This is a genomic window from Massilia sp. CT11-108 (assembly GCF_047302915.1).
Classification (GTDB): domain Bacteria; phylum Pseudomonadota; class Gammaproteobacteria; order Burkholderiales; family Burkholderiaceae_D; genus Telluria; species Telluria orientalis.
On record NZ_JBKYMO010000001.1, the window covers coordinates 1 to 23,086 of the forward strand.

Annotated in this window: 20 protein-coding genes and 1 riboswitch; of the genes, 14 read left to right on the forward strand and 6 right to left on the reverse strand. The window is 67.1% G+C overall.

The window, feature by feature from the left end; genetic code table 11:
• The coding region (locus tag ACEN88_RS00005) for a tetratricopeptide repeat protein (RefSeq protein WP_413336795.1) at positions 1–984 on the forward strand (984 nt) is incomplete at its 5' end.
• 13 nt (positions 985–997) lie between these two features.
• Here the strand turns inward: ACEN88_RS00005 and dapF are convergent.
• The 3 genes from dapF to ACEN88_RS00020 are packed head-to-tail and all read right to left on the reverse strand — an operon-like array spanning position 998 to position 3,584.
• Complete coding sequence (dapF, locus tag ACEN88_RS00010) at positions 998–1,861, reverse strand: diaminopimelate epimerase (RefSeq protein WP_413336796.1); 864 nt, start codon at positions 1,859–1,861, stop codon at positions 998–1,000.
• Between the two features lie 11 nt (positions 1,862–1,872).
• Positions 1,873–2,736, reverse strand: coding sequence for a lysophospholipid acyltransferase family protein (locus tag ACEN88_RS00015; RefSeq protein ID WP_413336797.1), 864 nt, complete (start codon positions 2,734–2,736; stop codon positions 1,873–1,875).
• Positions 2,733–3,584 carry a lysophospholipid acyltransferase family protein gene (locus tag ACEN88_RS00020; protein WP_413336798.1) on the reverse strand — a complete coding sequence of 284 codons (852 nt, stop codon included), beginning with the start codon at positions 3,582–3,584 and terminating at the stop codon, positions 2,733–2,735. The genes ACEN88_RS00015 and ACEN88_RS00020 overlap by 4 nt, the downstream gene beginning before the upstream one ends.
• 179 nt (positions 3,585–3,763) lie before the next feature.
• On the opposite strand from ACEN88_RS00020, the gene metK reads away from it, so the two are divergent.
• From metK to metF, 4 genes are all read left to right on the forward strand, one after another.
• Complete coding sequence (gene metK, locus ACEN88_RS00025) at positions 3,764–4,933, forward strand: methionine adenosyltransferase (protein WP_413336799.1); 1,170 nt, start codon at positions 3,764–3,766, stop codon at positions 4,931–4,933.
• A 69-nt stretch (positions 4,934–5,002) separates the two neighbouring features.
• Positions 5,003–5,073, forward strand: a riboswitch (S-adenosyl-L-homocysteine riboswitch).
• Positions 5,074–5,101: 28 nt separating this feature from the next.
• The gene (gene ahcY / locus ACEN88_RS00030) at positions 5,102–6,517 is read left to right on the forward strand and encodes an adenosylhomocysteinase (RefSeq protein ID WP_413336800.1); all 1,416 of its coding nucleotides are present in this window, start codon (positions 5,102–5,104) and stop codon (positions 6,515–6,517) included.
• Between the two features lie 90 nt (positions 6,518–6,607).
• Entirely contained in the window at positions 6,608–6,961 is a 354-nt protein-coding gene (locus tag ACEN88_RS00035) for a phage holin family protein (RefSeq protein WP_160406869.1), read from the forward strand.
• Positions 6,948–7,781, forward strand: a complete 834-nt coding sequence (gene metF / locus ACEN88_RS00040; protein ID WP_413336801.1) for a methylenetetrahydrofolate reductase [NAD(P)H] — start codon at positions 6,948–6,950, stop codon at positions 7,779–7,781. The genes ACEN88_RS00035 and metF overlap by 14 nt, the downstream gene beginning before the upstream one ends.
• 63 nt (positions 7,782–7,844) lie before the next feature.
• Here the strand turns inward: metF and ACEN88_RS00045 are convergent, their stop codons facing one another.
• Positions 7,845–8,408, reverse strand: a complete 564-nt coding sequence (locus tag ACEN88_RS00045; protein WP_413336802.1) for a 5-formyltetrahydrofolate cyclo-ligase — start codon at positions 8,406–8,408, stop codon at positions 7,845–7,847.
• A 79-nt stretch (positions 8,409–8,487) separates the two neighbouring features.
• Between ACEN88_RS00045 and ACEN88_RS00050 the strand changes: the two genes are divergently transcribed.
• From ACEN88_RS00050 to ACEN88_RS00065, 4 genes are read left to right on the forward strand one after another with little or no spacing between them, the layout of a single operon-like run.
• A complete protein-coding gene (locus ACEN88_RS00050) occupies positions 8,488–10,509 on the forward strand; it encodes a transglycosylase SLT domain-containing protein (protein ID WP_413336803.1) in 2,022 nt (673 codons plus the stop codon).
• Positions 10,510–10,538: 29 nt separating this feature from the next.
• A complete protein-coding gene (locus tag ACEN88_RS00055) occupies positions 10,539–11,504 on the forward strand; it encodes a complex I NDUFA9 subunit family protein (protein WP_413336804.1) in 966 nt (321 codons plus the stop codon).
• A gap of 21 nt (positions 11,505–11,525) precedes the next feature.
• A complete protein-coding gene (locus ACEN88_RS00060) occupies positions 11,526–12,242 on the forward strand; it encodes a glutathione S-transferase family protein (RefSeq protein WP_413336805.1) in 717 nt (238 codons plus the stop codon).
• A 5-nt stretch (positions 12,243–12,247) separates the two neighbouring features.
• Entirely contained in the window at positions 12,248–13,486 is a 1,239-nt protein-coding gene (locus tag ACEN88_RS00065; protein WP_413336851.1) for a multifunctional CCA addition/repair protein, read from the forward strand.
• Positions 13,487–13,488: 2 nt separating this feature from the next.
• Here the strand turns inward: ACEN88_RS00065 and ACEN88_RS00070 are convergent, their stop codons facing one another.
• A complete protein-coding gene (locus tag ACEN88_RS00070; RefSeq protein ID WP_413336806.1) occupies positions 13,489–16,545 on the reverse strand; it encodes a two-component regulator propeller domain-containing protein in 3,057 nt (1,018 codons plus the stop codon).
• A gap of 113 nt (positions 16,546–16,658) precedes the next feature.
• Between ACEN88_RS00070 and ACEN88_RS00075 the strand changes: the two genes are divergently transcribed.
• The gene (locus tag ACEN88_RS00075; protein WP_413336807.1) at positions 16,659–17,318 is read left to right on the forward strand and encodes an N-acetyltransferase family protein; all 660 of its coding nucleotides are present in this window, start codon (positions 16,659–16,661) and stop codon (positions 17,316–17,318) included.
• Between the two features lie 6 nt (positions 17,319–17,324).
• Here ACEN88_RS00075 and ACEN88_RS00080 read toward each other — a convergent pair whose 3' ends face one another.
• Complete coding sequence (locus ACEN88_RS00080; RefSeq protein WP_413336808.1) at positions 17,325–18,323, reverse strand: LacI family DNA-binding transcriptional regulator; 999 nt, start codon at positions 18,321–18,323, stop codon at positions 17,325–17,327.
• Between the two features lie 303 nt (positions 18,324–18,626).
• On the opposite strand from ACEN88_RS00080, the gene ACEN88_RS00085 reads away from it, so the two are divergent.
• The 4 genes from ACEN88_RS00085 to ACEN88_RS00100 are packed head-to-tail and all read left to right on the forward strand — an operon-like array spanning position 18,627 to position 23,051.
• On the forward strand, positions 18,627–19,568 hold the full coding sequence (locus ACEN88_RS00085) for a substrate-binding domain-containing protein (RefSeq protein ID WP_413336809.1): 942 nt from the start codon (positions 18,627–18,629) through the stop codon (positions 19,566–19,568).
• Positions 19,569–19,592: 24 nt separating this feature from the next.
• Positions 19,593–21,101, forward strand: coding sequence for a sugar ABC transporter ATP-binding protein (locus tag ACEN88_RS00090; protein WP_413336810.1), 1,509 nt, complete (start codon positions 19,593–19,595; stop codon positions 21,099–21,101).
• Between the two features lie 11 nt (positions 21,102–21,112).
• Positions 21,113–22,141, forward strand: coding sequence for an ABC transporter permease subunit (locus tag ACEN88_RS00095; protein WP_413336811.1), 1,029 nt, complete (start codon positions 21,113–21,115; stop codon positions 22,139–22,141).
• Between the two features lies 1 nt (position 22,142).
• Positions 22,143–23,051: a carbohydrate kinase family protein gene (locus tag ACEN88_RS00100; RefSeq protein WP_413336812.1), complete on the forward strand. Its 909-nt coding sequence runs from the start codon at positions 22,143–22,145 to the stop codon at positions 23,049–23,051.
• The last annotated feature ends 35 nt before the right edge of the window (positions 23,052–23,086 follow it).

The window sequence follows — 23,086 nt, forward strand, 5'->3', positions numbered from 1 at the left end:
GCCCTGGCCGGTTCCGATGCCGCCCAGGACCACACGGCCGCCCGCCTGGCGCCGGACGAGGTGCTGCTGCTGTCGCGCTGTGCCCGGCTCGTGGCCGCGAACGAGGCCCCGCACGACGTCGGCCAGGATGAATTGCTGCGGTTCTGGGAAATCGCCGCGGCCGAGCAGGACCGCCATGCCCAGTTCGCGCTCGGCCTGTGGTGCGCCCGCATGCGGGTGGACGGCAAGCGGATTCCCGGCAGCCATGGCGCGGCCAACTTCAAGAAGGCCGTGCGCTGGCTGGCCCTGGCTGGCGAGCAGGGCCTGGCCGAAGCCTGGTACGCGCTGTCGCGTATTTATATCAAGCCGGAATTCTCCCAGCGCAATGTGCTGGAAGCGCAGAAATACCTGGAGCGCGCGGCGGAGATGGGCTATCGCGATGCCCAGCTGGAATGCGGGAACGCGGCATGGCGTGCGCGCCGCGAGAACGAGAACAACGACGTGCGCGCGCTGTTCTGGCTGCAGAAGGCGGCGGCGCAGGCCTGTCCCAAGGCTGCGGCCGCGCTGCGCAAGCTGGCGCCGCGCCAGCCTGGCGCCTGGACGGACCTGGGTGGACTGGCCGGGCGTGACCTCGCGGCCCATCCGCTGCTGGCCGCGCGCCTGGAACTGGCGGTGGCCTTTGGCCTGAGCCGGGCCGAGGCGCTGTTGCTGGATATCCGCGGCGCCGACCGCGGCCACTGCCTCGTGATCGACATCCGCGCCAGCTACGGCCGCAGCCGGCGCAGGCTGATCTCGGTGGAAACGGCGCAGGAGCGCCAGCTGCTCGACCGCGTGGCGCTCGTCTTCGAGAACGTCGATTGCGGTCCGGGCGGGCCGGAAGGGAATTATCGCCAGCGCCTGTACCGGTTGCGCAGCCTGTTGCCGGAGATGGCGAGCGCGGAGTCCGGGACGGAAGAACCGGAAGAGTCCCCGGCGCCGGACGGAGACTATTCGCTGGCCGCCTGAATCAGATCTCGCTTCAGATCTCGATCTCGCCTTCGAACACGGTCTCGGCCGGACCGCTCATATAAACCGGCTGGCCTTCGCCGGCCCAGTTGATGGTCAGCTTGCCGCCGCGAGCCTGGACTTGCACCGGCGAATCCAGCAGGCCACGCCGGATGCCCGCCACGACGGCGGCGCAGGCGCCCGTGCCGCAGGCCAGCGTCTCGCCGGCGCCGCGTTCGTAGACGCGCAGCTTCACATGGCCGCGGTCCACGATCTGCAGGAAGCCGGCGTTCACGCGGCGCGGGAAGCGCGGGTGGTGCTCGATCTGCGGGCCCGTTTCCAGGACGGGAGCCGCATCGACGTCGGCGACGACCTGCACCGCGTGCGGGTTGCCCATCGAGACCGTCGACACGAGCACGGTCTGTTCCTGGCCCTTGTTCGAGACGGTGATCGGCCACAGCGTGTCGCGGCCTTCGGCGACGCCTTCCAGGCCGGCCGCATCGAACGGAACCTGGCTCGGCTCCAGGATCGGCGCGCCCATGTCCACCGTGATGCTGCCGTCGTCTTCCAGGCGCGGGGTGATAATGCCGCTCATCGTTTCGACGCGGATGCTGCGCTTGTCGGTCAGCCCCTTGTCGCTGACGAACCGGACGAAGGCGCGCGAGCCGTTGCCGCATTGCTCGACCTCGCCGCCGTCATTGTTATAGATGCGGTAGCGGAAATCGCTGCCTTCCGTGACCGGGCGCTCGACGACCAGGATCTGGTCGGCACCGACGCCGAAGCGGCGGTCGGCCAGGCGGCGCCATTGTTCCGGGCCGAGGTCGAGTTGCTGGTTGATCGCGTCGATGACGACGAAATCGTTGCCGGCGCCGTGCATCTTGGTGAACTTGAGTTTCATGGTATCTGTCATTAATCGTAGAACGAAGGCTCGCCGGGTGGCCGGGTCTTGAAGCGCTTATGGGTCCAGAAGTACTCGGCCGGATGTTCGCGCACGCGGTCCTCGATGAAGGCGTTCATGCGACGCGTGGCGGCAATGATGTCGTCGCCGGGGAAATCTTCCCATGCAGGATAGAACTCTACCCGGTATCCCTTGTAGTTGGGCAGGAAAGTGGCGACGACCGGGATGACTTTTGCACCCGTCGCGCCCGCCAGCCGGCCCATCGCCGTCAACGTGGCGGCCGGGATGCCGAAGAACGGCACGAAGGTCGCATCCTTCTCGCCGAAGTCCATGTCCGGCAGCATGAAGTAGGGGAGGCCCTCGCGCAGTGCGCGGATGATCGGCTTGATGCCGTCGGTGCGCGTGAACAGGCGCACCGGGCCATAACGTTCGCGGCCATTACGCAACAAATCGTCGAACGCCTTGTTCTTTTGCGGCGAATACATGCTCGACAGCGGCACCACGCGCGACGCCACGCCCGCCACGTCCAGGCACACGAAGTGCGGGCAGAACAAGATGGTCGGGCCGCTTTCCAGCTGCGCTTTCGGCACCTTGGGGACGATCTCGATCAGGCTGCGGATGCGCTCGAACGGCGCCCACCAGATCAGCGAGCGCTCCAGGATGCTGCGCGAATAGGCCATGAAATGGCGCTTGGCGATATCGACCCGCTCCGCTTCGCCCAGTTCGGGCATGCACAGGCGCAGGTTGACCAGCGCGATCTTGCGGCGCTTGGGAATCGCGTAATACATCAGCCAGCCGACGGCGTTGCCGATGCGACCAAGGACGGGCAGCGGCAGGAAGTGCAGCAGCCACAACAGGAAAATCAGGAACCTCATGCGACGGTCTCGGGGTGCGGTGCTTCGACGCCTTGCGGCTTCTTGTAGCGGTTATAACTCCAGAAATACTGGGCGGGGCAGTAGGCGATGAGCTTTTCCATCTGGCGGTTGATGGCGGCGGCCTGCCGGGCCGCGTCGCCGTCGAGCGACCCTTCGAAGGGGACGAAGCGGATGGCGAAGCCGCGGCCGCGCGGCAGGCGTTCCGCGTACACGGTCAGGATGTCGGCCTTGCCCAGCTGGGCCAGCTTGGCGGGCAGGGTCATCGTGTACGCGTCGCGGCCGAAGAACGGCGCCCACACGCCTTCGCCTTCCTGCGGGACCTGGTCCGGCAGCACGCCGACGGGCTGGCCGCCCCGCAGCGCCTTGACGAGCATGCGCACGCCGGCCAGGTTGGCGGGTGCCAGGTGCATGTGCTGGCGCTCGCGGGCGCCTTCGACGAGCGGCTTCAGGGCGCTCTGGCGCGGCGGGCGGTACATGACCGTCAGTTCGACGCGCAGCGAGACCTGCTGGGCGGTCAGTTCGAAGCAGCCCAGGTGCGGCGTGAGGAAGACGATGCCGCGGCCGGCGTCGAGCTGGCGCTGCACCAGTTCCCAGTTTTCCATGGTGACGTGGCGGGTGACGCGCTCCTGCGGCGCGCACCAGACGAACGGCAGCTCGGCGATGGCCTTGCCGGATTCGGCGATCGCGGCGCGCAGATGGCCGCCGTAGCCGGCCCGTTCGAGGTTTTCGCGCAGGCGCCGGCGGTGCGACGGCGAGAGCAGATAGACGATCCAGCCGAGCGCGGCGCCGAGCGCATGCAGGACGCGCAGCGGCAAAAACGACAGGATCCGAAACAAAAGGACAAGCATTGATTGATTTAGGGTAGAGAACCGACGGGTTGCTGTGCCAGAATTTTTGGAGGAGCGTAAAATACCACTTTGTAGCATCCGCGGAGTTAATGACAACTTGCGAAGCGGAATATAAATCTCGCTAAAGCGTCGCAGGCCTTGGTGCTGCGGCAATTTTTACAACAGTATCAGGAGCCTTAATGTCTTCCAACGACTACCTCTTCACTTCCGAGTCCGTCTCTGAAGGCCACCCGGACAAAGTCGCCGACCAGATTTCCGACGCCATCCTCGACGCCATCCTGGAACAGGATCCGCGCGCGCGCGTGGCTGCCGAGACCCTGTGCAACACGGGTCTGGTCGTCCTGGCCGGTGAAATCACGACGCACGCAAACGTCGATTATATTCAAGTTGCACGCAATACCATCAAGCGCATCGGTTACGACAACACCGACTTCGGCATCGACTATAAAGGTTGCGCCGTGCTGGTCGCCTACGACAAGCAGTCGCCGGACATCGCCCAGGGCGTGGACGAAGGCGCCGGCCTCGACCTCGACCAGGGCGCGGGCGACCAGGGCCTGATGTTCGGCTATGCGTGCGACGAGACGCCGGAACTGATGCCGGCCGCTATTTATTACGCGCACCGCCTCGTCGAGCGCCAGTCGCAACTGCGCAAGGACGGCCGCCTGCCGTGGCTGCGCCCGGATGCCAAGTCCCAGGTCACGCTGCGCTACGTCAACGGCCGCCCGGTGTCCGTGAACACCGTCGTGCTGTCGACCCAGCACGCGCCGGAAGTCAGCCACAGCCAGATCGAGGAAGCGGTGATCGAGGAGATCATCAAGCCGGTGCTGCCGCGCGAATGGCTGCAGGATACCCGTTACCTGGTCAACCCGACCGGCCGCTTCGTCATCGGCGGTCCGCAGGGCGACTGCGGCCTGACCGGCCGCAAGATCATCGTCGACACCTACGGCGGTGCCGCACCGCACGGCGGCGGCGCGTTCTCCGGCAAGGATCCGTCCAAGGTCGACCGCTCGGCCGCCTACGCCGCCCGCTACGTCGCCAAGAACGTCGTGGCCGCCGGCCTGGCGCGCCAGTGCCAGGTGCAGGTCAGCTACGCGATCGGCGTGGCCCGTCCGATCAACATCACGGTCTACACGGAAGGCACGGGCGTCATTTCGGACGAGAAGATCGCCGAACTGGTGATGGAACACTTCGACCTGCGCCCGAAAGGCATCGTGCAGATGCTCGACCTGCTGCGCCCGATCTATACCAAGTCGGCCGCCTACGGCCACTTCGGCCGCGAAGAGCCGGAATTCAGCTGGGAGCGCACCGACAAGGCCGCGCTGCTGCGCGCCGAAGCCGGTCTCGCGTAACACCCAACGCGCGTTGCAAAAACGCCCGTAGCCGGTGGGCAGACACGTGCCCACCGTGCTACACTTGTAAATTCCGAGGAGCGTTGCGACGAGATTCCCCATCTCGCCAGGCTCGGATATCAACACCGCGCTCACGTTACTTTTTTCTTAACTTGAAAGGAGGGCGTGATGAGCGCCGTACTCAAAGACACCACCCAGGACTACCTCGTTGCCGACATCGGCCTCGCCTCGTGGGGCGAGAAGGAAATCCGCATCGCCGAAACGGAAATGCCGGGCCTGATGGCCATCCGCGACGAATACGCGGCCGCCCAGCCGCTGAAGGGCGCGCGCATTGCCGGTTCGCTGCACATGACCATCCAGACCGCCGTGCTTATCCGCACGCTGGAAGCCCTCGGCGCGCAAGTGCGCTGGGCCTCGTGCAACATCTACTCGACGCAGGACCACGCTGCCGCCGCCATCGCCTCGGTCGGTACGCCCGTGTTCGCCGTCAAGGGCGAGACGCTGGACGAGTACTGGGACTACACCCACCGCATCTTCGAATGGGGCGATGACGTCTACGCCAACATGATCCTGGACGACGGCGGCGACGCCACGCTGCTGCTGCACCTGGGCGTGCGCGCGGAGAAGGACATCTCGGTGCTGGACAAGCCGGGTTCGGAAGAAGAAATCTGCCTGTTCAACGCCATCAAGGGCCGCCTGGCCATCGATCCGCAGTGGTACTCGAAGCGCCTGCCGCAGATCAGGGGCGTGACGGAAGAGACCACCACCGGCGTGCACCGCCTGTACCAGATGCACGCGGACGGCAAGCTGGCGTTCCCGGCCATCAACGTCAACGACTCCGTGACGAAATCGAAGTTCGACAACCTGTACGGCTGCCGTGAATCGCTGGTCGACGGCATCAAGCGCGCGACGGACGTGATGGTCGCCGGCAAGGTCGCCGTCGTGGCCGGTTATGGTGACGTCGGCAAGGGTTCGGCCCAGGCGCTCCGCGCGCTGTCGGCCCAGGTCTGGGTTACCGAGATCGACCCGATCTGCGCACTGCAGGCCGCAATGGAAGGCTACCGCGTCGTGACGATGGACCAGGCCGCCGAACACGGCGACATCTTCGTCACCTGCACGGGCAACTACCACGTGATCACCGAGCAGCACATGCTGCGCATGAAGGACCAGGCGATCGTCTGCAACATCGGCCACTTCGACAACGAAATCGAAGTTGCCGCGCTGCGCAAGTACGAGTGGGAAAACATCAAGCCGCAGGTCGACCACATAATCTTCCCGGATGGCAAACGCATCATCCTGCTGGCCGAAGGCCGCCTCGTGAACCTGGGCTGCGGCACGGGTCACCCGTCGTACGTGATGAGCTCGTCGTTCGCGAACCAGACCATCGCCCAGATCGAACTGTTCACCAATACCGCCGCCTACCCGGTCGGCGTGTACACGCTGCCGAAGAAGCTGGACGAAAAAGTCGCCCGCCTGCAGCTGAAAAAGCTCAACGCCCAGCTGACCGAGCTGACCGAAGAGCAGGCCGCCTACATCTCGGTGAGCAAGGAAGGCCCGTACAAGCCGGAACATTACCGTTATTGATCTGGTAAGCTCTTCCGTGAACTGATGCACCTCCGCCGGATTCCATCGTCGGCGGAGGTGTGCTGGACAACCTCTCACGAAAGACACAACATGCGCCTGCTCCTGACCTGGCTGATCAATGCGGCAGCCCTGATGGCCCTGCCTTACCTGATGCATTCGGTAACGGTCGACAACGTCGGCGCCGCCCTCGTGGCGGCCCTCGTCCTGGGCCTCGTGAACACGATCATCCGTCCCTTGCTCGTCGTGCTGACCTTGCCCGTGACGGTCGTGTCGCTCGGTTTGTTCATCCTGGTGATCAACGCACTGCTGTTCTGGCTGGTCGCGCACCTCGTCGGGGGCTTTCACGTGGCGGGGTTCTGGTCCGCGTTCCTGGCGGCGATCCTGTACAGTGTCATTTCGTGGGCGCTTTCTACCTTATTACTCAACAAAGATGGAAACCCCTAACATCAGTATCGAGTTTTTCCCGCCCAAGACGCCCGAGGGTGCGGACAAGCTGCGCGTGGCCCGGCAGAAGCTGGCCGAGCTGAATCCAAAATATTTCTCCGTGACGTTCGGCGCCGGCGGCAGCACGCAGCACGGCACGCTGTCCACCGTCCTCGAGATCCTGGCCGAAGGCCACGATGCCGCACCGCACCTGTCGTGCGTGGGCGGCACGCGCGAATCGATCCGCGCGATCCTGCAGGAATTCAAGGAGAAGGGCATCCGCCGTCTCGTGGCGCTGCGCGGCGACTTGCCGAGCGGCTACGGTGGCGCGGGCGAACTGCGCTATGCCAGCGACCTCGTCGAGTTCATCCGCCAGGAAACGGGCGACTGGTTCCACATCGAGGTGGCTGCGTATCCGGAAATGCACCCGCAGGCCAAGTCGCCGCAGGACGACCTGCAAGCGTTCGTCCGCAAGGTGCAGGCCGGCGCGAATGCCGCGATCACGCAGTATTTCTACAATCCGGACGCGTACTTCCAGTTCGTCGACAATGCGCGCAAGCTGGGTGTGGACGTGCCCATCGTGGCCGGCATCATGCCGATCACGAATTACACGCAGCTGATGCGTTTCTCCGACATGTGCGGCGCCGAGATTCCACGCTGGATCCGTTTGAAGCTGGCCAGCTTCGGCGACGATTCCGCGTCGATCAAGGCGTTCGGCCTGGACGTCGTCAGCGGCCTGTGCGAGAAACTGCTCGCCGGCGGCGCGCCCGGCCTGCACTTCTACAGCATGAACCAGGCGGCGGCCACGACCGCGATCTGGCAGCGCATCACGGCTGCCTGATCCGGTGTCACCCTCACGAATGTTCGTGCGACCGGAAGGCCGCGCGGGCATTTTTTTTAGGCATCAGGTGACGTTGGTGGTTTCCGTCACGATCACGTCCAGCGGCACGTCGTGCGGCGCATGCGAGAACTGGGCTTCCTGATTACTGTAGGCAATCCCCAACGTGTGCGGGCGCGGCGGCTGTTCCAGGGTGCGGTCGTAGTAGCCGCCGCCATAGCCGAGGCGATACCCGTCGGCATTGAAGCCGAGGCAGGGGATCAGCAGGGCCGGCGGGCGCTCGATGAAGCGCAGCTGGGCCGGGACCTGCACGCCGGCTTCGTCCGGCAACATGGCTTCGCCGGGCGTCCACTCCGTGAACGTCAGCGGCGCGTCGCGTTCCATCACGACGGGCAGCGCCAGGCGCACACCCGCCTGGTGCAGCTCCGCGTATGCGGCGCGCAGGTCGGGCTCGCCGGCCAGCGGCCAGTACACACCGATGACACTTACTTGGCGCAATCTCCACCACGCAACGACCTGTGCGCCGATGTGTGCATCCCACTGGACCTTGATTGCGGGATCAAGCCCCCCACGTGCAGTCCTGAGCGCCTTGCGCAATGCCGATTTTGCCGCCTGTTTCTCGTCCGCCACGCTCGGGCTCGAGGGGCATGGTATTCTTGAATCGCCGGTCATGGATGAAATGAAGCCTACATTGAATATTGCATTATCGATGTCGCAGACACTGTTAGCCGGCGCCGTCGCGGCCGCTTCCAGCCTGCTCTTCCTCGCGTCGTCCGCTGTCGCGGCCCAGGCCGTGTCGCCAGGGACGGCACCCCCCACACCCGCTGCGCCCACCGCGGTGCCTGCGCCGGTCGTCGCGCCCGGACCGCAGGCAGATGCCAGCCGCGAGCAGGACGAGATCTTCGCGCAACTGCGCGACGCCGCCCGCAAGAACGATGCCGATAAAGCCGCGGCGCTGGCGGCCCGGCTGCCGGACTACGCGATTCCGTCGTACGTCGACTATTATCGGCTCAAACCGCGGCTGCGCGACGCTTCCAACGAGGAAATACTGGATTTCCTGAAACGTTACGAAGGCAGCGCCATCGCCGACCGCCTGCGCAACGACTGGCTGCTGGAACTCGGCCGCAAGCGCGATTGGGTCAACTTCGATCGCGAGCTGCCCCTGTTCGTCAAGAAAGACGATTACCAGGTCAAGTGCTATGCCTTGCTGTCGCGCGCATCGAAGGGACAAAACGTGGCGGCCGAGGCACGCGTGCTGCTCGACAATCCGCCGATGTATGGCGAAGCGTGCGCCGCGCTGGTCAACCAGCTCGTCCAGTCCGGCCAGTTCACGAACAATGATTTGCTGGCGCAATTGCGCCTGGCCGGCGAGATGCATGCGACGGGGCCGTCGCGCCGCACGGCGCTGCTGCTGGGTGCGTCCGACACGCGTGCCGCGCAGGCCGTCGACCTGCCGGCCGTGGCAATGGCGCGCGGCATCGGCAGCACGCGCGCCGACCACGAGATCTACCTCGTCGCCATCGGCCGCATGGCGCGCACGAGCCTGAAACTGGCGACGGTGGCGCTCAACAGGAACGCATCGAAACTGTCAGCCGAGGAAAAGGCGATCGGCTGGGCGAACATCGCGCTGGCCGCGTCGCTGACGCTGGCGCCCGAAGCGTACGACGACTGGAAGAAGGCGGAAGGGGCGCCGCTGACGTGGAACCAGCTGGAGTGGAAGACGCGCATCGCACTGCGCCGCGGCGACTGGAAGACGGTGCGTGCGACGATCGAGGCGATGCCGCCGCAGCAGCACGACGAGCCCGCCTGGACGTACTGGCTGGGCCGCGCGCTGCAGGCCGAAGGCCGGCGCGAGGATGCGCAGGCCTTGTACCGCGGCATCGCCGACCAGAACAGTTTCTATGGCCAGCTGGCGATGGAAGAGCTGGGCATGCAGATCAGCATCCCGCCCAGCGCCGCGCCGCCCACGCCGGCCGAGCTGGCGCAGGTGGCCGCGAACCCCGGCTTCAGGCGCGCCTTGAAATTCTTTTCGATGCGCATGCGTTTCGAAGGCACGCGCGAATGGAATTGGGCGCTCACCGGATTCACGGAACGGCAATTGCTCGCCGCCGCCGAGTTTGCGCGCCAGAACGATATCCTCGACCGCATGCTGTCCACGTCCGAACGCACGCGCACCGAGTTCGACTACACGCAGCGCTTCCCGGCGCCGCACAACGACATCCTGCACCCGACGGCGCAGGGCCTCGGCCTGGACCAGGCCTGGGTCTATGGCCTGATCCGCCAGGAATCGCGTTTCGTCTCCGATGCGCAGTCGGGCGTGGGCGCGTCCGGCCTGATGCAGGTGATGCCGTCGACCGGCAAGTGGGTGGCGGAAAAGATCGGGCTGACGGACTACGGCCACGGCATGCTCAGCGATATCCGGACGAATATCGTGCTCGGCACCAATTACCTGAACATGGTGCTGAACAGTGCGGAAGGCTCGCAGGTGCTGGCGACGGCCGCGTACAACGCCGGACCGGGGCGCGCGCGTACGTGGCGCGGGCTGTTGACGGCGCCGATGGAAGGGGCCGTGTTCGTCGAGTCGATCCCGTTCGAGGAAACGCGAACCTACGTGCGCAACGTGATGTCGAACGCGACGAACTATGCCGCGCTGTTCGACAAGCGTCCGCAATCGCTCAAGGCGCGCCTGGGTACGATCACGCCGCGCGGCGGGGGCATCGGCCTCCCGTAAGGAGAGCGAACAACGAGCAGGAGGACAGCATGCACGCGCAATCGGTCGTATTGTTCGGCGGGACCGGATTCATCGGCAGCCACCTGGCGGCCAGGCTGTCCGAGCACGCCATCGACATCGTCGTGCCCACGCGGCACGAAAGCCACGCGATGCACCTGATGCCGCTGGGCGTCGACATCGTGCAGGCGGATCCTTACGACGACACGGCGCTCCGCAAGCTCGTGGCCGGGCGCGATGCCGTGATCAACCTGGTCGGCATCTTGCACTCGCGCCGCGGCAATCCGTACGGGCCGGACTTCCGCCGGGCCCACGTCGATTTGCCGCACCGCATCGCCGCCGCCTGCGCGCTCGAGGCCGTGCCGCGTTATCTGCACATGAGCGCGCTGGGCGCTGCCCGCAACGGCCCCTCGATGTACCAGCGCTCGAAGGCCGACGGCGAGGCGGCCGCGGCGAGCCAGCCCAGCGTCGCGGCGACGATCTTCCGGCCGTCCGTCGTGTTCGGCCCGGAAGATAAATTTCTCAACATGTTCGCGCGCCTGCAGCGCCACCTGCCCGTCGTCCCGCTCGCCTGCGCGCATGCGCGCTTCCAGCCCGTGTACGTGGGCGACGTGGCCGAGGCGTTCGTGCGTGCGCTGCTCGATCCGCACACGGCCGGCCTCACCTATGAACTGGGTGGGCCGCAAGTCTACGAGCTGGCGGAACTGGTGCGGCTGGCGGGGCGCTATGCGGGGCACGAGCGCAAAGTGATCGCCTTGCCGGATGCGCTCGCGCGGCTGCAGGCGATGTTGTTCGAGCTGCTGCCGGGCGAGCCCGTCATCACGCGCGACAATCTCGATTCGATGAAGGTCGACAATGTGCTCCAGCCGTCCAGGGACAATAAAGTCTTGACAACAGCGGCGCTGGGAATCAAGCTCACGGCGCTCGAGGCCGTCGCGCCGCAGTACCTGGCGCCGCCCGGCGGACTCGACGCTCTGCGCGCCCGTGCCGGGCGCTGACCTCAACGATCACGCCACACCATGCAGACTCTCGAACTCGACCCGACATTGACGCAGACCCTCGACAACGCACGCCAGGCCGGCCTGACCCTGGTCATCGGCAACAAGAATTACTCTTCGTGGTCGATGCGCCCCTGGGTGGCGCTCGTCGCCGCCGGCATCCCGTTCACGGAAGTGCGCGTCCTGCTCGACCAGCCGGACACGGCCACCAACATCGCGCAGTATTCGGCTTCCGGCCGCGTGCCCGTGCTGCTGGCCGGCGAGATGACCATCTGGGACAGTCTCGCCATCTGCGAATACGTAGCAGAGCAATTTCCTGAGAAGCATATGTGGCCGCAGGACGTGGCCGCCCGCGCGCTGGCCCGCTCCGTCGTGGCCGAGATGCATTCCGGCTTCGGCGACCTGCGCACCGCGATGACGATGAACATCAAGGCGCGCCTGCCGGGCCGCGGCCGCACGCCGGGCGCCCAGGCCGACATCGGCCGCATCTGCGAGATCTGGGAAGAGTGCCTGTCCCGCTTCGGCCACCACAACTTCCTGTTCGGCGATTTCTCCATCGCCGACGCGTTCTTCGCGCCCGTCGTCACGCGCTTCCAGACCTATGGCGTGGCGCTGGCGCCCGCGCTGCAGGCCTATTGCACGCGCGTGCTCGCGCACCCGGCCGTCGCGCGCTGGGTCGAGGAAGCGATGGCCGAAACGGAAATCGCCGGCCTGCACGAAGACGAGTTGCCGGACTGATGACGATGCAGGCGTACGTCGTCGGCGGCGCCGTCCGCGATGAGCTGCTGGGGCTGCCCGTGCAGGACCACGACTGGGTCGTCGTCGGGGCCACGCCCGAGGACATGATCGCCAAGGGGTTCCGGCCCGTCGGCAAGGATTTCCCCGTGTTCCTGCACCCGCAGACGCACGAGGAATACGCGCTCGCGCGCACCGAGCGCAAGACGGCGCCGGGCTACCACGGCTTCGTGTTCCACACCGCCCCCGACGTCAAGCTCGAAGACGACCTGATCCGGCGCGACCTGACGATCAATGCGATGGCGCGCGCCGAGGACGGCACCATCGTCGACCCCTACGGCGGCTTGCAGGATCTGCAGGACCGCGTGTTCCGCCACGTGTCGCCCGCGTTCGCCGAAGACCCCGTGCGCATCCTGCGCCTGGCCCGCTTCGCCGCGCGCTTCCCGGCATTCACGGTGGCCGACACGACGCTCGCGCTGATGCGCCAGATGGTCGAGGCGGGCGAGGTGGATGCGCTCGTGCCGGAGCGCGTGTGGCAGGAACTGTCGCGCGGGCTGATGGAGCAAAAGCCGTCGCGCATGCTGGCCGTGCTGCGCGACTGCGGCGCGCTGGCGCGCATCCTGCCCGAGCTCGATGCGCTGTGGGGCGTGCCGCAGCCGCCGCTGCACCATCCCGAAGTCGACACGGGTGTGCACATGATGCTCGTGATCGATTACGCAGCCGAACAGGGCTACGACCTGCCCGTGCGCTTCGCCGCGCTCATGCACGACCTGGGTAAAGGGTCAACGTCGCCCGAACACTGGCCCAAGCACCATGGCCACGAAGGCATGGGGCCGCGCCTGATCACGGAACTGAGCAAGCGCCTGCGCGTGCCGACGGACTGCCGCGACCTGGCCGTGATGACGGCGCGCGAGCACGGCAACGTGAGCCGCGCGCTCGACCTGCGGCCGAACACGATCGTGACCCTGTTCGAACGCTGCGACGCGTTCCGCAAGCCGGACCGCTTCGCGCAGATGCTGCTGGCGTCCGAATGCGATGCGCGCGGGCGCGGCGACGAACGACATGAGATGCGCAGCCGCGCCTATCCGCAGGCGCCCTGGCTGCTGCGCGCGCTGGACGCGGCGCGCGGCGTGAACGCGGGCGAGGTGGCGGCGCGCTACGCCGAGAACCGCGAAAAAATCCCCGAAGCCGTGCACGCCGCGCGGGTGAGCGCCGTGAAGGCGGCGCTGGGCGACGTGCGCGACTGAACCTAGGCCGCCGCGGTGTCGGCCCCGAACCTGCACCACGTGTCGCGGCCCGCTTCCTTGGCGCAGTACAGCGCCGTATCGGCGTTCTTGTACAGGGCGTCCGTGTCCACACCGTCCCGCCAGGCCACGGCGGCGCCGACGCTGGCGCTGACGCGCATGTCGTGGGCGCCGAACGCGATCGGAGCGCGCATCGAATCGACGATGCGCTGGGCCACGTCGCCCACGATGGCGTCGCTGGCCGGCGTCAGCAGGACGGCGAATTCGTCGCCGCCCAGCCGCGCCACGCAGTCGGTCTGGCGCACGGCCGCACGCAGGCGCTCCGCCGCCGCGACCAGCAGCGCGTCGCCCGCATCGTGGCCGAGCGTATCGTTGATGTGCTTGAAGCGGTCCAGGTCGATCAGGAGCAGCGCGAACGGGTCGCCGCCGCGCCGGCCGAGGGCGGCCAGGCGCTGCAGTTCGTCGTTGAAGCGGCGCCGGTTGGGCAGGTCCGTCAACGCGTCGTTGTAGGCCATGGTTTCCAGTTTCAGCTGGGTGGCGCGCAGCTCGGCGGTGCGGCTGGCGACCACGGCCTCCAGCTCGCGCTGGCGCCGGCGCAGCAGCGACGTGCGGGCCTGCATCAGGGCGGCAAGGATGCCCAGCACGGCGATCGCACCCATTGCCCGCACCCAGGCCAGCTGGTGCCAGGCGGGGAGGACGCGGACCGGCAGCTCCAGGTTGACGGTATCGTCGCTGTTACCGGAGGCACGCACGCGCAGGCGGTAGTTCCCTGGCGGCAGGTTGTTGTAGCTGGCACGGCGCACGGTCGTGTCGGCTTCGATCCATCCGGTGTCGAAGCCTTCGAGCTGGTAGGCGTAGTGGCGGTGCTCGGCCGGCATGTAATCCAGGGTCGCGAACTCGACCGCGAAACCGCGTTCGCGATCGGCGGGCGTGACGGTCAGCGCGGCGGGCTCGCGGCCCGATGCAACCGGCGCAAGCGCACGGATCGCACGCCCGCCGAGCATCAGTTGCGTGATGGCGAGCGGGGGCAGGGGACGGCGGGTGTCCAGCCGGTCGGGGAATACGACGGAGAGGCCGGTGAAACCGCCGAACAGCACCTCGCCGTCCGCCCCCAGCGCGCCCGAGCTGGTCCAGTAACTCGGCACGTGGGCGCCGTCGGCCTCACCCAGCCGGCGGACCTGCAGGGTGTCGGGGTGCACGCCGGCCAGGCCGAGGTCGGTGCTCAGCCAGATCTGCCCGCTGCGGTCCTGTACCAGCATGTTGACGCTGTTGTCGGGCAGGCCGTCGGCCGTCGTCAGGCGCCGGAACCAGCGGCGCCCGCCGGCATCGGTGCGATCGAGGATGGCGACGCCGTTGCCGAACGAGGACACCCACAGGCGGCCCGTGCGGTCGACGAGCAGGGACGAGACGAAGCCGTTCGGCACGCGCGTGCGGTCGGCGTTGTCGGTCGGCAGGCGCTCCACCGTCGTGCCGTCCCGGTCCAGCCGCACGACGCCGCGCCGGGTGCCGATCCACACGCTGCCGTCCGCGAGCGGCAGCAGGGCGGTGACGCGGCGGTCGCCCAGCGCCTCGTCTTCGTGGCGCAACACGGTCGCCGGCCCGGCGGAGGACGGCCGCACCGCCCATGCCCCGTCGAGCCCGCCCAGCCACAGGAGACCGTCGCGCCATGCCAGGGCCCAGACGGACGCGTCGGGACGGCGGCCCGCAATCTCGACGTGCCGTACGGTACGCCCGGTGCCGTCGCTGCGATACAGGCCTTGCTGGGTGCCGATGTAGACGCTGCCGTCCGGCGCATTCGCCATGGCGAGCACCCGGCCCTTGGGCAGGGCATCGGCGTCCGCCCTGATCTCGGCCAGCGCGCCGGTGTGCGGCTCGACGATGCTCACGCCACCGCCGGGAACGCTCAGCCATACCTTGCCGTCCGGGCGGGGCAGCAGATGATAAATGTTGAGGCCGGTAATGCTGCCGATCGTCCGCACCGTCACGATGCCGCGCGGGAGGGGATCGTGCTGGCTCAGGGTGCCGCCGGTGGCAACGAAGATCTGGCCGCCGCGCTCGCGCAGCATGGCGAGGATCTCGTCGCTGCGCAGGCTGTCCGGCACATCGCCGCGGTAGCGCAGGCGCCGCGTCGTGCCCTGGCGTACGTCGACCTCGACGATGCCGCCGCTCTCCGTGCCGAGCCAGACGACGTCGTCATCCTTTTGCACGATCGTGAACACGCGCTCGCCCTGCAAGGCGGGCTGCGGACCCGTTTCCACGATGGGACGGGGCGCCGCGCCCCGCGTGGCGATGACGAAGGCGCCATGGGTGCGGGTGCCGATCCATACGCGCCCCGCGCTGTCCTGGTACAAGGCGTTGATCGACGGTTCGTTCGGCGCCGGCAGCCCCAGGTGCACGACCTCCAGCCGGTCGTGGTCGCCGGACCGGTAGAACAGGCCCTCGCGGGTGCCGATCCAGAGACCGCCCTGGCGGTCGCGCAACAGCACGTCCACCCCATCCGGTGCGAGCACGGATGCGGCCAGCTGCGGGGCGCCGCTGGCGGCGGCATGCACCTTGCCGGCGGCGTCGACGCGTCCCAGTCCCGCGCCGGTGCCGACCCAGATGCCGCCGGCGCCGTCGTCGACGATGCTGGAGACGCGTGCATGGCCCAGGCCGCCCGGGCCGGCCGGGATGACGGTGAAGCGATCGCGCGCCGCGTCGTAGCGCGCCAGGCCGCCCGCGCTCGTACCGATCCACAGGCGGCCGCCCGCGTCCACGTGCACGCTCTGGATATAGCCGTCCGGCAGGCTACCTTCCCGCGCCGGATCGGCCACATAGCGCCGCACCCGGAAACCGTCCCAGCGAACCAGGCCGGTCTGCGTACCCAGCCACAGGAAACCGTCGCGATCCTGGGCGAGAGACGTGCCGAAACGCAGCGCTTCTTCGGTGTGATGCCGGAACGAGACATGAGAAAATGGTTGCCAGGCTGCGGATGCATCTGCGTTGGCTGCGGTGGACGGAAACGCGAGCAGCGCGCTCATCCAGAAGATCAGGCAGGGCAGGGCCTGGCGAAAAAATGGCATGCGACACTCTCGATTTCTCTTTAGAATCAAGTATATGCCGCTTTACCCTTGGTATCCCGTTCGCAGCGATAAGTGATCAAATTCTGTTGTATCGACGCAAGAATAGAGCGCCCATGCAGGACCATCCACTCCGCCGCTGGCTGAACCACCTGATCAAGAAGAAGGGTCAGGCCGTGCTGGTCAAGGCATTGGCCAGGCGCGACCGGCGGCGGATCCTGCGCCACTTCCTGGCCCTCGACCGCGACGACCGCCTGCTGCGCTTCGGCAGCGTGTTGCCGGACGAGCTGATCGAAGCGTATGTCGCGAAACTCGATTTTTCGAAGGACATCGTGTTCGGCGTCTACAACGGGCGGTTCCAGCTCGTGGGCGTCGGCCACCTCGCGTTCACGTCGCGCGAGGCGCATCCGGACAGCATCCATTACACGGACAAGGAAAAGGTGGCCGAGTTCGGTGTCTCCGTCTCGGCATCCGCGCGGGGGCAGGGCGTCGGCACGCGGCTGTTCGAACGGGCCGCCATCCACTGCCGCAATTCCGACGTCGACACGTTGTACATGCAGTGCCTGTCGTCGAACCGCACGATGATGCACATTGCGAAGAAGGCCGGCATGGAGATCCGCCGCGAATACGGAGAAGCGGACGCCCACCTGCACCTGCCGCCGCCCAGCCCGGGCAGCGTGCTTGCGGAGGCGCTGGAAGAGCAGTTCGCCAAGATCGATTACACGGTCAAGGCCAATGCGCGCGCTGCCGTCAAATGGTTCCGGCCGAAGCGCTGAACGTTCCTAAGCCGAATCGCGCGGCACCAATCCGCCCGTAAACCGCTTGCGGTACGGCGCCACGTCGGCGCCGTCCAGCTGCGCCTGCAGGCATTCCATCGCCGCGACGCCGATGGCCGCGACGTCCTGCCGGAACGTCGTCAGCGGCGGGTAGAGGTAGGCGGAGATCGGCAGGTCGTCGTGGCCCACGATCGCGAGGTCCTTGCCCGGTTCGAGGCCGAAGCGGCGGCACGCGGACATCGCGCCGATGGCGAGCCTGTCGGTGCCGCAGGCGAGCGCCGTGACGCCGGCGCGCTTCCACGCGCCGCTCGCGAGCCAGTCGAGCACGTGGCGGAACGCGTACGCTTCGAAATCCCACGACGGCTGCGTGCTGGCCGGCACGAGGTACGGCTGCATGCCGGCTTCCGCCATCGCGTCCTGGTAGCCGGCCAGCCGTTCTTCCGGCGACGGATGCGCGACCGGCGGCGCGCCCAGGTAGGCCGGACGGTGGCCGCGGCCCAGCAGGTAGCGGGTCAGCATCGCCATGCTCTGGCGGTTGTCGTTCATGACGTAGTTGCAGTCTTCGTGGACATAGCTGTCCATGTAGACGATGCGCATTTCCTGCTCCAGCCGCAGCAGCAGGTCGAGGTTCGCCGTCGACGCGACCGCGGTCAGGATCACGCCCGCCACCTTCATCGACCGCATCGTCATCAGCGCCGCCGCTTCCTCGGCCGGGTCGTTGTACGAGCACTGGATGATCACGTCCATGCCCAGCGCCTTGGCCTTCGCCTCGATCGCGCGCAGCGCCTCGGCGAAGAACGGTTCGTTCACCACCGGCAGGATGACGCCGACCATGCGCGAGCGCCCGCGCACGAGGCTCACGGCGTGCGGGTCGGGCACGTATTCGAGGTCGCGGCAGGCCTGCTCGATGCGGGCCCGCGTATCGGCCTTCAATCCCTCGCGGTCGTTGAAATACTTCGACACCGTGGCGCGCGACACGCCGGCCCGCGCGGCGACGTCGTGCATGGTCACCGGGCCACGAGAGGCTGGGCCACGGGGATTTTGCGCTGTTTTCATCAGTTTGTTGACTCGTGTAAAGTAAGCGCCCGCCGACAGGCGCGTCACCATCATAGCAAAAATACTTGCGTGCAATAAGAGCGCGGATTCCCCTAGCACACGCGCCATTCGCCCGCCGTGGATCACGTGTTGTTGTGGTCACTCAACCATTAAAAATTTTGTAAAAAAATCTGTTGACGACAAAAAGTCGACACGTGTAAAGTTCTTTCGTCAGGCAGTATCCCATACCTAAAACAGCTCGGAGACACCGTCATGAAAAGATCCGCCGTGTTCGCGTGCATCGCGGCATTCGCCTTCTCCCTGGCCGGCGTGGCGCACGCCGCGCGCCCGCTGAAGTCCGTCGGCGTCGCCGTCAGCGACCTGGCCAATCCATACTTTGTCGCCATCGGCAAGGGCGCGCTTGACGCCGCGAAAAAGGTCGGCGGCGACAAGGTCAAGGTCACCACCGTCTCCAGCAAGTACGACCTCAACACCCAGGTCGGCCAGATCGAAAACTTCATCGCCAACAAGGTCGACATCCTCATCGTCAACGCGTCCGATCCGAAAGGCATCGCGCCCGTGCTGCAAAAGGCGCGCAATGCCGGCATCGTGGTGGTGGCCGTCGACGTCGGCGCGGACAATGCGGATGCGACGGTCATGTCCGACAACACGATGGCGGGTACCGAGTCCTGCAAGCGCATCGCCCTTCGCCTGCACGGCAAGGGCAATGTCGTCATCGTCAACGGGCCACCCGTCACCGCCGTGATCGCGCGCGTGGCCGGCTGCAAGCAGGCCTTTGCCGGCACCGGCATCCGCATCGTGTCCGACAACCAGGATGCGAAGGGCAGCCTCGATGGCGGCATGGAAGTGATGACGAACCTCCTGATCGCGCACCGCCGCATCGATGCCGTCTTCGCCATCAACGACCCGTCCGCGATCGGTGCCGAACTCGCGGTCAAGCAGGCGGGCCGCCCGGACGTGCAGATGGTCGCGTCGGTCGACGGCGCGCCGGATGCGGAAGCGGCGCTCAGGTCGAAGAACAGCATCTTCGCCGTCACCACCGCGCAAGACCCCTACAAGATGGCCACGCTGGCCGTCGACATCGGCTACGGGATCATGAACGGCAAGCGTCCCGCGAACCCGGTCGTGCTGATTCCCACCCCCGCAATCACCAAGCAGAACGTACTGGCCTACAAGGGCTGGGCCAGTCATTAAAAGACACCTCTCATTGGAGGAGACATGGCAACAATTAATCCACCGCCCGTGCTGGAGGTCGCCGGCATCCGCAAGCGGTTCGGCGCCGTCACGGTGCTCGACGGCGTCCAGCTGACCATCCGCCCCGGCGAGATCCACGCGCTGATGGGAGAAAACGGTGCCGGCAAGAGCACGCTCATGAAAATCCTCGCCGGCGTGTACCAGCCGGACGCCGGCGAGATCCGCGTGGCCGGCAAGCCAGTCCGCATCGGGTGTCCCGCCGATGCGCGTGCGTGCGGCATCAACCTGATCTACCAGGAGCTGTCGGTCGCGGCCAATCTCACGGTCGCGCAGAACATCTTCATGGGCGCGGAACCGCGCGGACGCTTCGGCGTCGTCGACACGGCGCAGATGAACCGGTGCGCGGCCGAGGTATTGAAAAGTCTCGGCGCCACGTTCGCGCCGAACCGTCTCGCGAGCGGCCTGTCGATCGCCGACCAGCAGCAGGTCGAAATCGCCCGCGCCCTCGTGCACGACAGCCGCGTGCTGATCATGGACGAGCCGACGGCCGCGCTGTCCGAGCGCGAGACGGAGCGCCTGTTCGACGTGATGCGCGCCCTGCGCGAACGGGGCATCGCGATCATCTACATCAGCCATCGCATGGCGGAAGTGCGCATGCTGGCCGACCGCGTGACCGTGCTACGCGACGGCACGTGGATCGGCGAACTGACGCGCGACGAAGCGACGCCGGACACGGTCGTGCGCATGATGGTCGGCCGTGAACTCAACGGCTTCTACGAGCGCGCGCAGCGGCGCGCGCCGGGCCCCGTGCGCCTGAAGCTCACCGACGTGCACGGTGCGAAGGTGCATCCCGTGTCGCTGGAGGTGCGCGCCGGCGAGATCGTCGGCCTCGCGGGCCTCGTCGGCGCCGGCCGCACGGAACTGGCGCGGCTCGTGTTCGGCGCGGACCCTCTGTCCGGCGGCACGCTCGAAGTCGATGGCCGCGCAGTGGCGATCCGCACGCCGGGCGATGCGATCCGCCTCGGCATCGCCTACGTGCCGGAAGACCGCAAGGGGCAGGGCCTGTTCCTGCAACAGTCGCTGCTGGCGAACGTGACGATGAACGTGCTCGGCAAGCATGCCCGCTGCGGGGTACTCCGGCGCGGGGAACTGCTGGACGTCACGCGCGGCGCGATTGCCAGACTGTCGGCGCGCGGCGCGGGGCCGGACGGCATCATCGGCGGCCTCTCGGGCGGCAACCAGCAAAAGCTGCTGCTCGCGCGCTGGCTGGAGATCAAGCCGCGCGTGCTGATCCTCGACGAGCCGACGCGCGGCGTCGACATCGGCGCCAAGCACGAGATCTACCGGATCATCCACGAGCTGGCGGATGCGGGCGTGGCCGTGCTGTGCATCTCGAGCGAGCTGGCGGAAATCATCGGCGTGTGCGACCGCGTGCTCGTCATGCGCGAAGGCTGGCTGTCCGGCGAGCTGCTTGGCGAACGCATCACCCAGGAAAACATCATGGCACTGGCCACCCAGGCCCAGGCCGCATAGGAGACGACATCATGCAGACCCTCAAATCATCCCTTCCCACGGCGCCGCGTGCAAGCGCGCACGGCGGCATTGGCCAGGCCTTTTCCCGCATGTTCGCGACGATGGGCATGCTGCCCGTGCTCGTCGCGCTGTACATCGTGTTCTACTTCCTGACCGGCTACTTCGCCGAAGACGGCGTGTCGAATTTCGCGACGACGGCCAACACGATGAACGTGCTGCGCCAGAGTTCCATCAACGTCGTGCTGGCGACGGGCATGACGTTCGTGATCCTCACGGGCGGCATCGACCTGTCCGTCGGCTCCGTGCTGGCGGTGTCCGCGGTGCTGGGCATGATCGCGTCGCTGCCGGGCCACGCGCCCGCGCTGTCGCTGCCGATCTTCCTGCTCGCGGGCCTCGGCATGGGCCTGCTGAACGGCACGCTCGTCGCCGTCTTCAAGATCAACCCGTTCGTCGTCACGCTTGGCACGATGACGGCGCTGCGCGGCACGGCGTACCTGCTCGCGGACGGCACCACGATCCTGAACCGCGAGATCCCGACCTTCGAATGGATCGGCAACGATTCGTTCGCCGGCCTGCCGTGGCTCGTGTGGGTCGCCGCCGCGCTCGTGCTGGTGGCCTGGTTCATCCTGCGCCGCACGGTGCTGGGCATGCATGTGTACGCGGTCGGCGGCAATCCGCAGGCGGCGCGGCTCACGGGCATCAAGGTCGGCCTGGTCCTCGTCTTCGTCTATGCGTTCTCCGGCCTGTGCGCCGGCACCGCGGGCGCGATGTCGGCCAGCCGCCTGTATGGCGCGAACGGCAACTGGGGCTCGGGCTACGAGCTCGATGCGATCGCCGCGGTGGTCCTCGGCGGCACGAGCCTGATGGGCGGCGTGGGCACGATCTGGGGCACCGTCATCGGCGCGCTGATCATCGGCCTGCTCAACAACGGTCTCACGATCCTCGGCCTGTCCTCGTTCTGGCAGTACGTGGCGAAGGGCACGGTCATCGTGCTCGCCGTGATGCTCGATAAATGGCGTTATCAACAACAGGCGAACTGACATGCAAGCACAACGACTCCCCCGCTACGTGGTCTTCGGCGAAGCGCTGACCGACATGATCCGCCAGGACGACGGCACGTGGCGCTCGCTGCCCGGCGGTTCGTGCTGGAACGTTGCGCGCGTCGGCGCAAGGCTCGGGCTGCACACGGGGTATGCCGGCGCCGTCAGCATGGATGCCTTCGGCGACGAGATCGCGGACGCCGGCGCGCAGGCTGGCCTGGACGAACGCTTCCTGCAGCGCGTGGACGCGCCGCCGTTCATCGCGATGGTGACGTCGCGCCATCCGCCCCGTTACGTCTTCCTGGGCGAGAACAGCGCGGACCTGCACTTCCGGCCCGAGCTGCTGCCGGACGGCTGGCTGGAAGCGGCCGACTTCATCCACGTGGGCAGCCTCGCGCTCGCGCGCGGTCCGCTGGCGCGGCGTCTCGTGGAGCAGGCGCTGATGGCGCGCCAGGCCGGCAAGCGCATCGCCTTCGATCCGAACTTCCGCAACGCGATGCGCGACGCGGCGTACCGGCCCACGTTCGAACTCATCGCGGGTCTCGCCAGCCACATCAAGGTGTCGGACGAAGACCTGGAAGGTTTGTTCCCGGGCTTCGAACAGCGCGACGCGCTGGCCGCGCTGCGCGCGCTGGCGCCCGATGCCGAGATCCTGTACACGCGCGGTGCCGATGGCCTGTCGCTGATCCGCGGCGACGAGGTGCTCGATGCGCCCGCGCGCCGCGTGGACGTCGTCGACACCGTCGGCTGCGGCGACGCGTCGATGGCCGGCTGGATCACCGGCCTGCTGCTGCATCCGGAGATGCGCGCGAGCTGGCACGGCCGCCATGCATGCCGGGCCGTATGCGCCGACGGCGCAAGAAGTCAGCGCACTGCTCGACTAAGCCGTCATCCGATCCTGTTCCGTTGACCTGCCGCGGCATCTGCGCCGCGGCCGGACGGGAT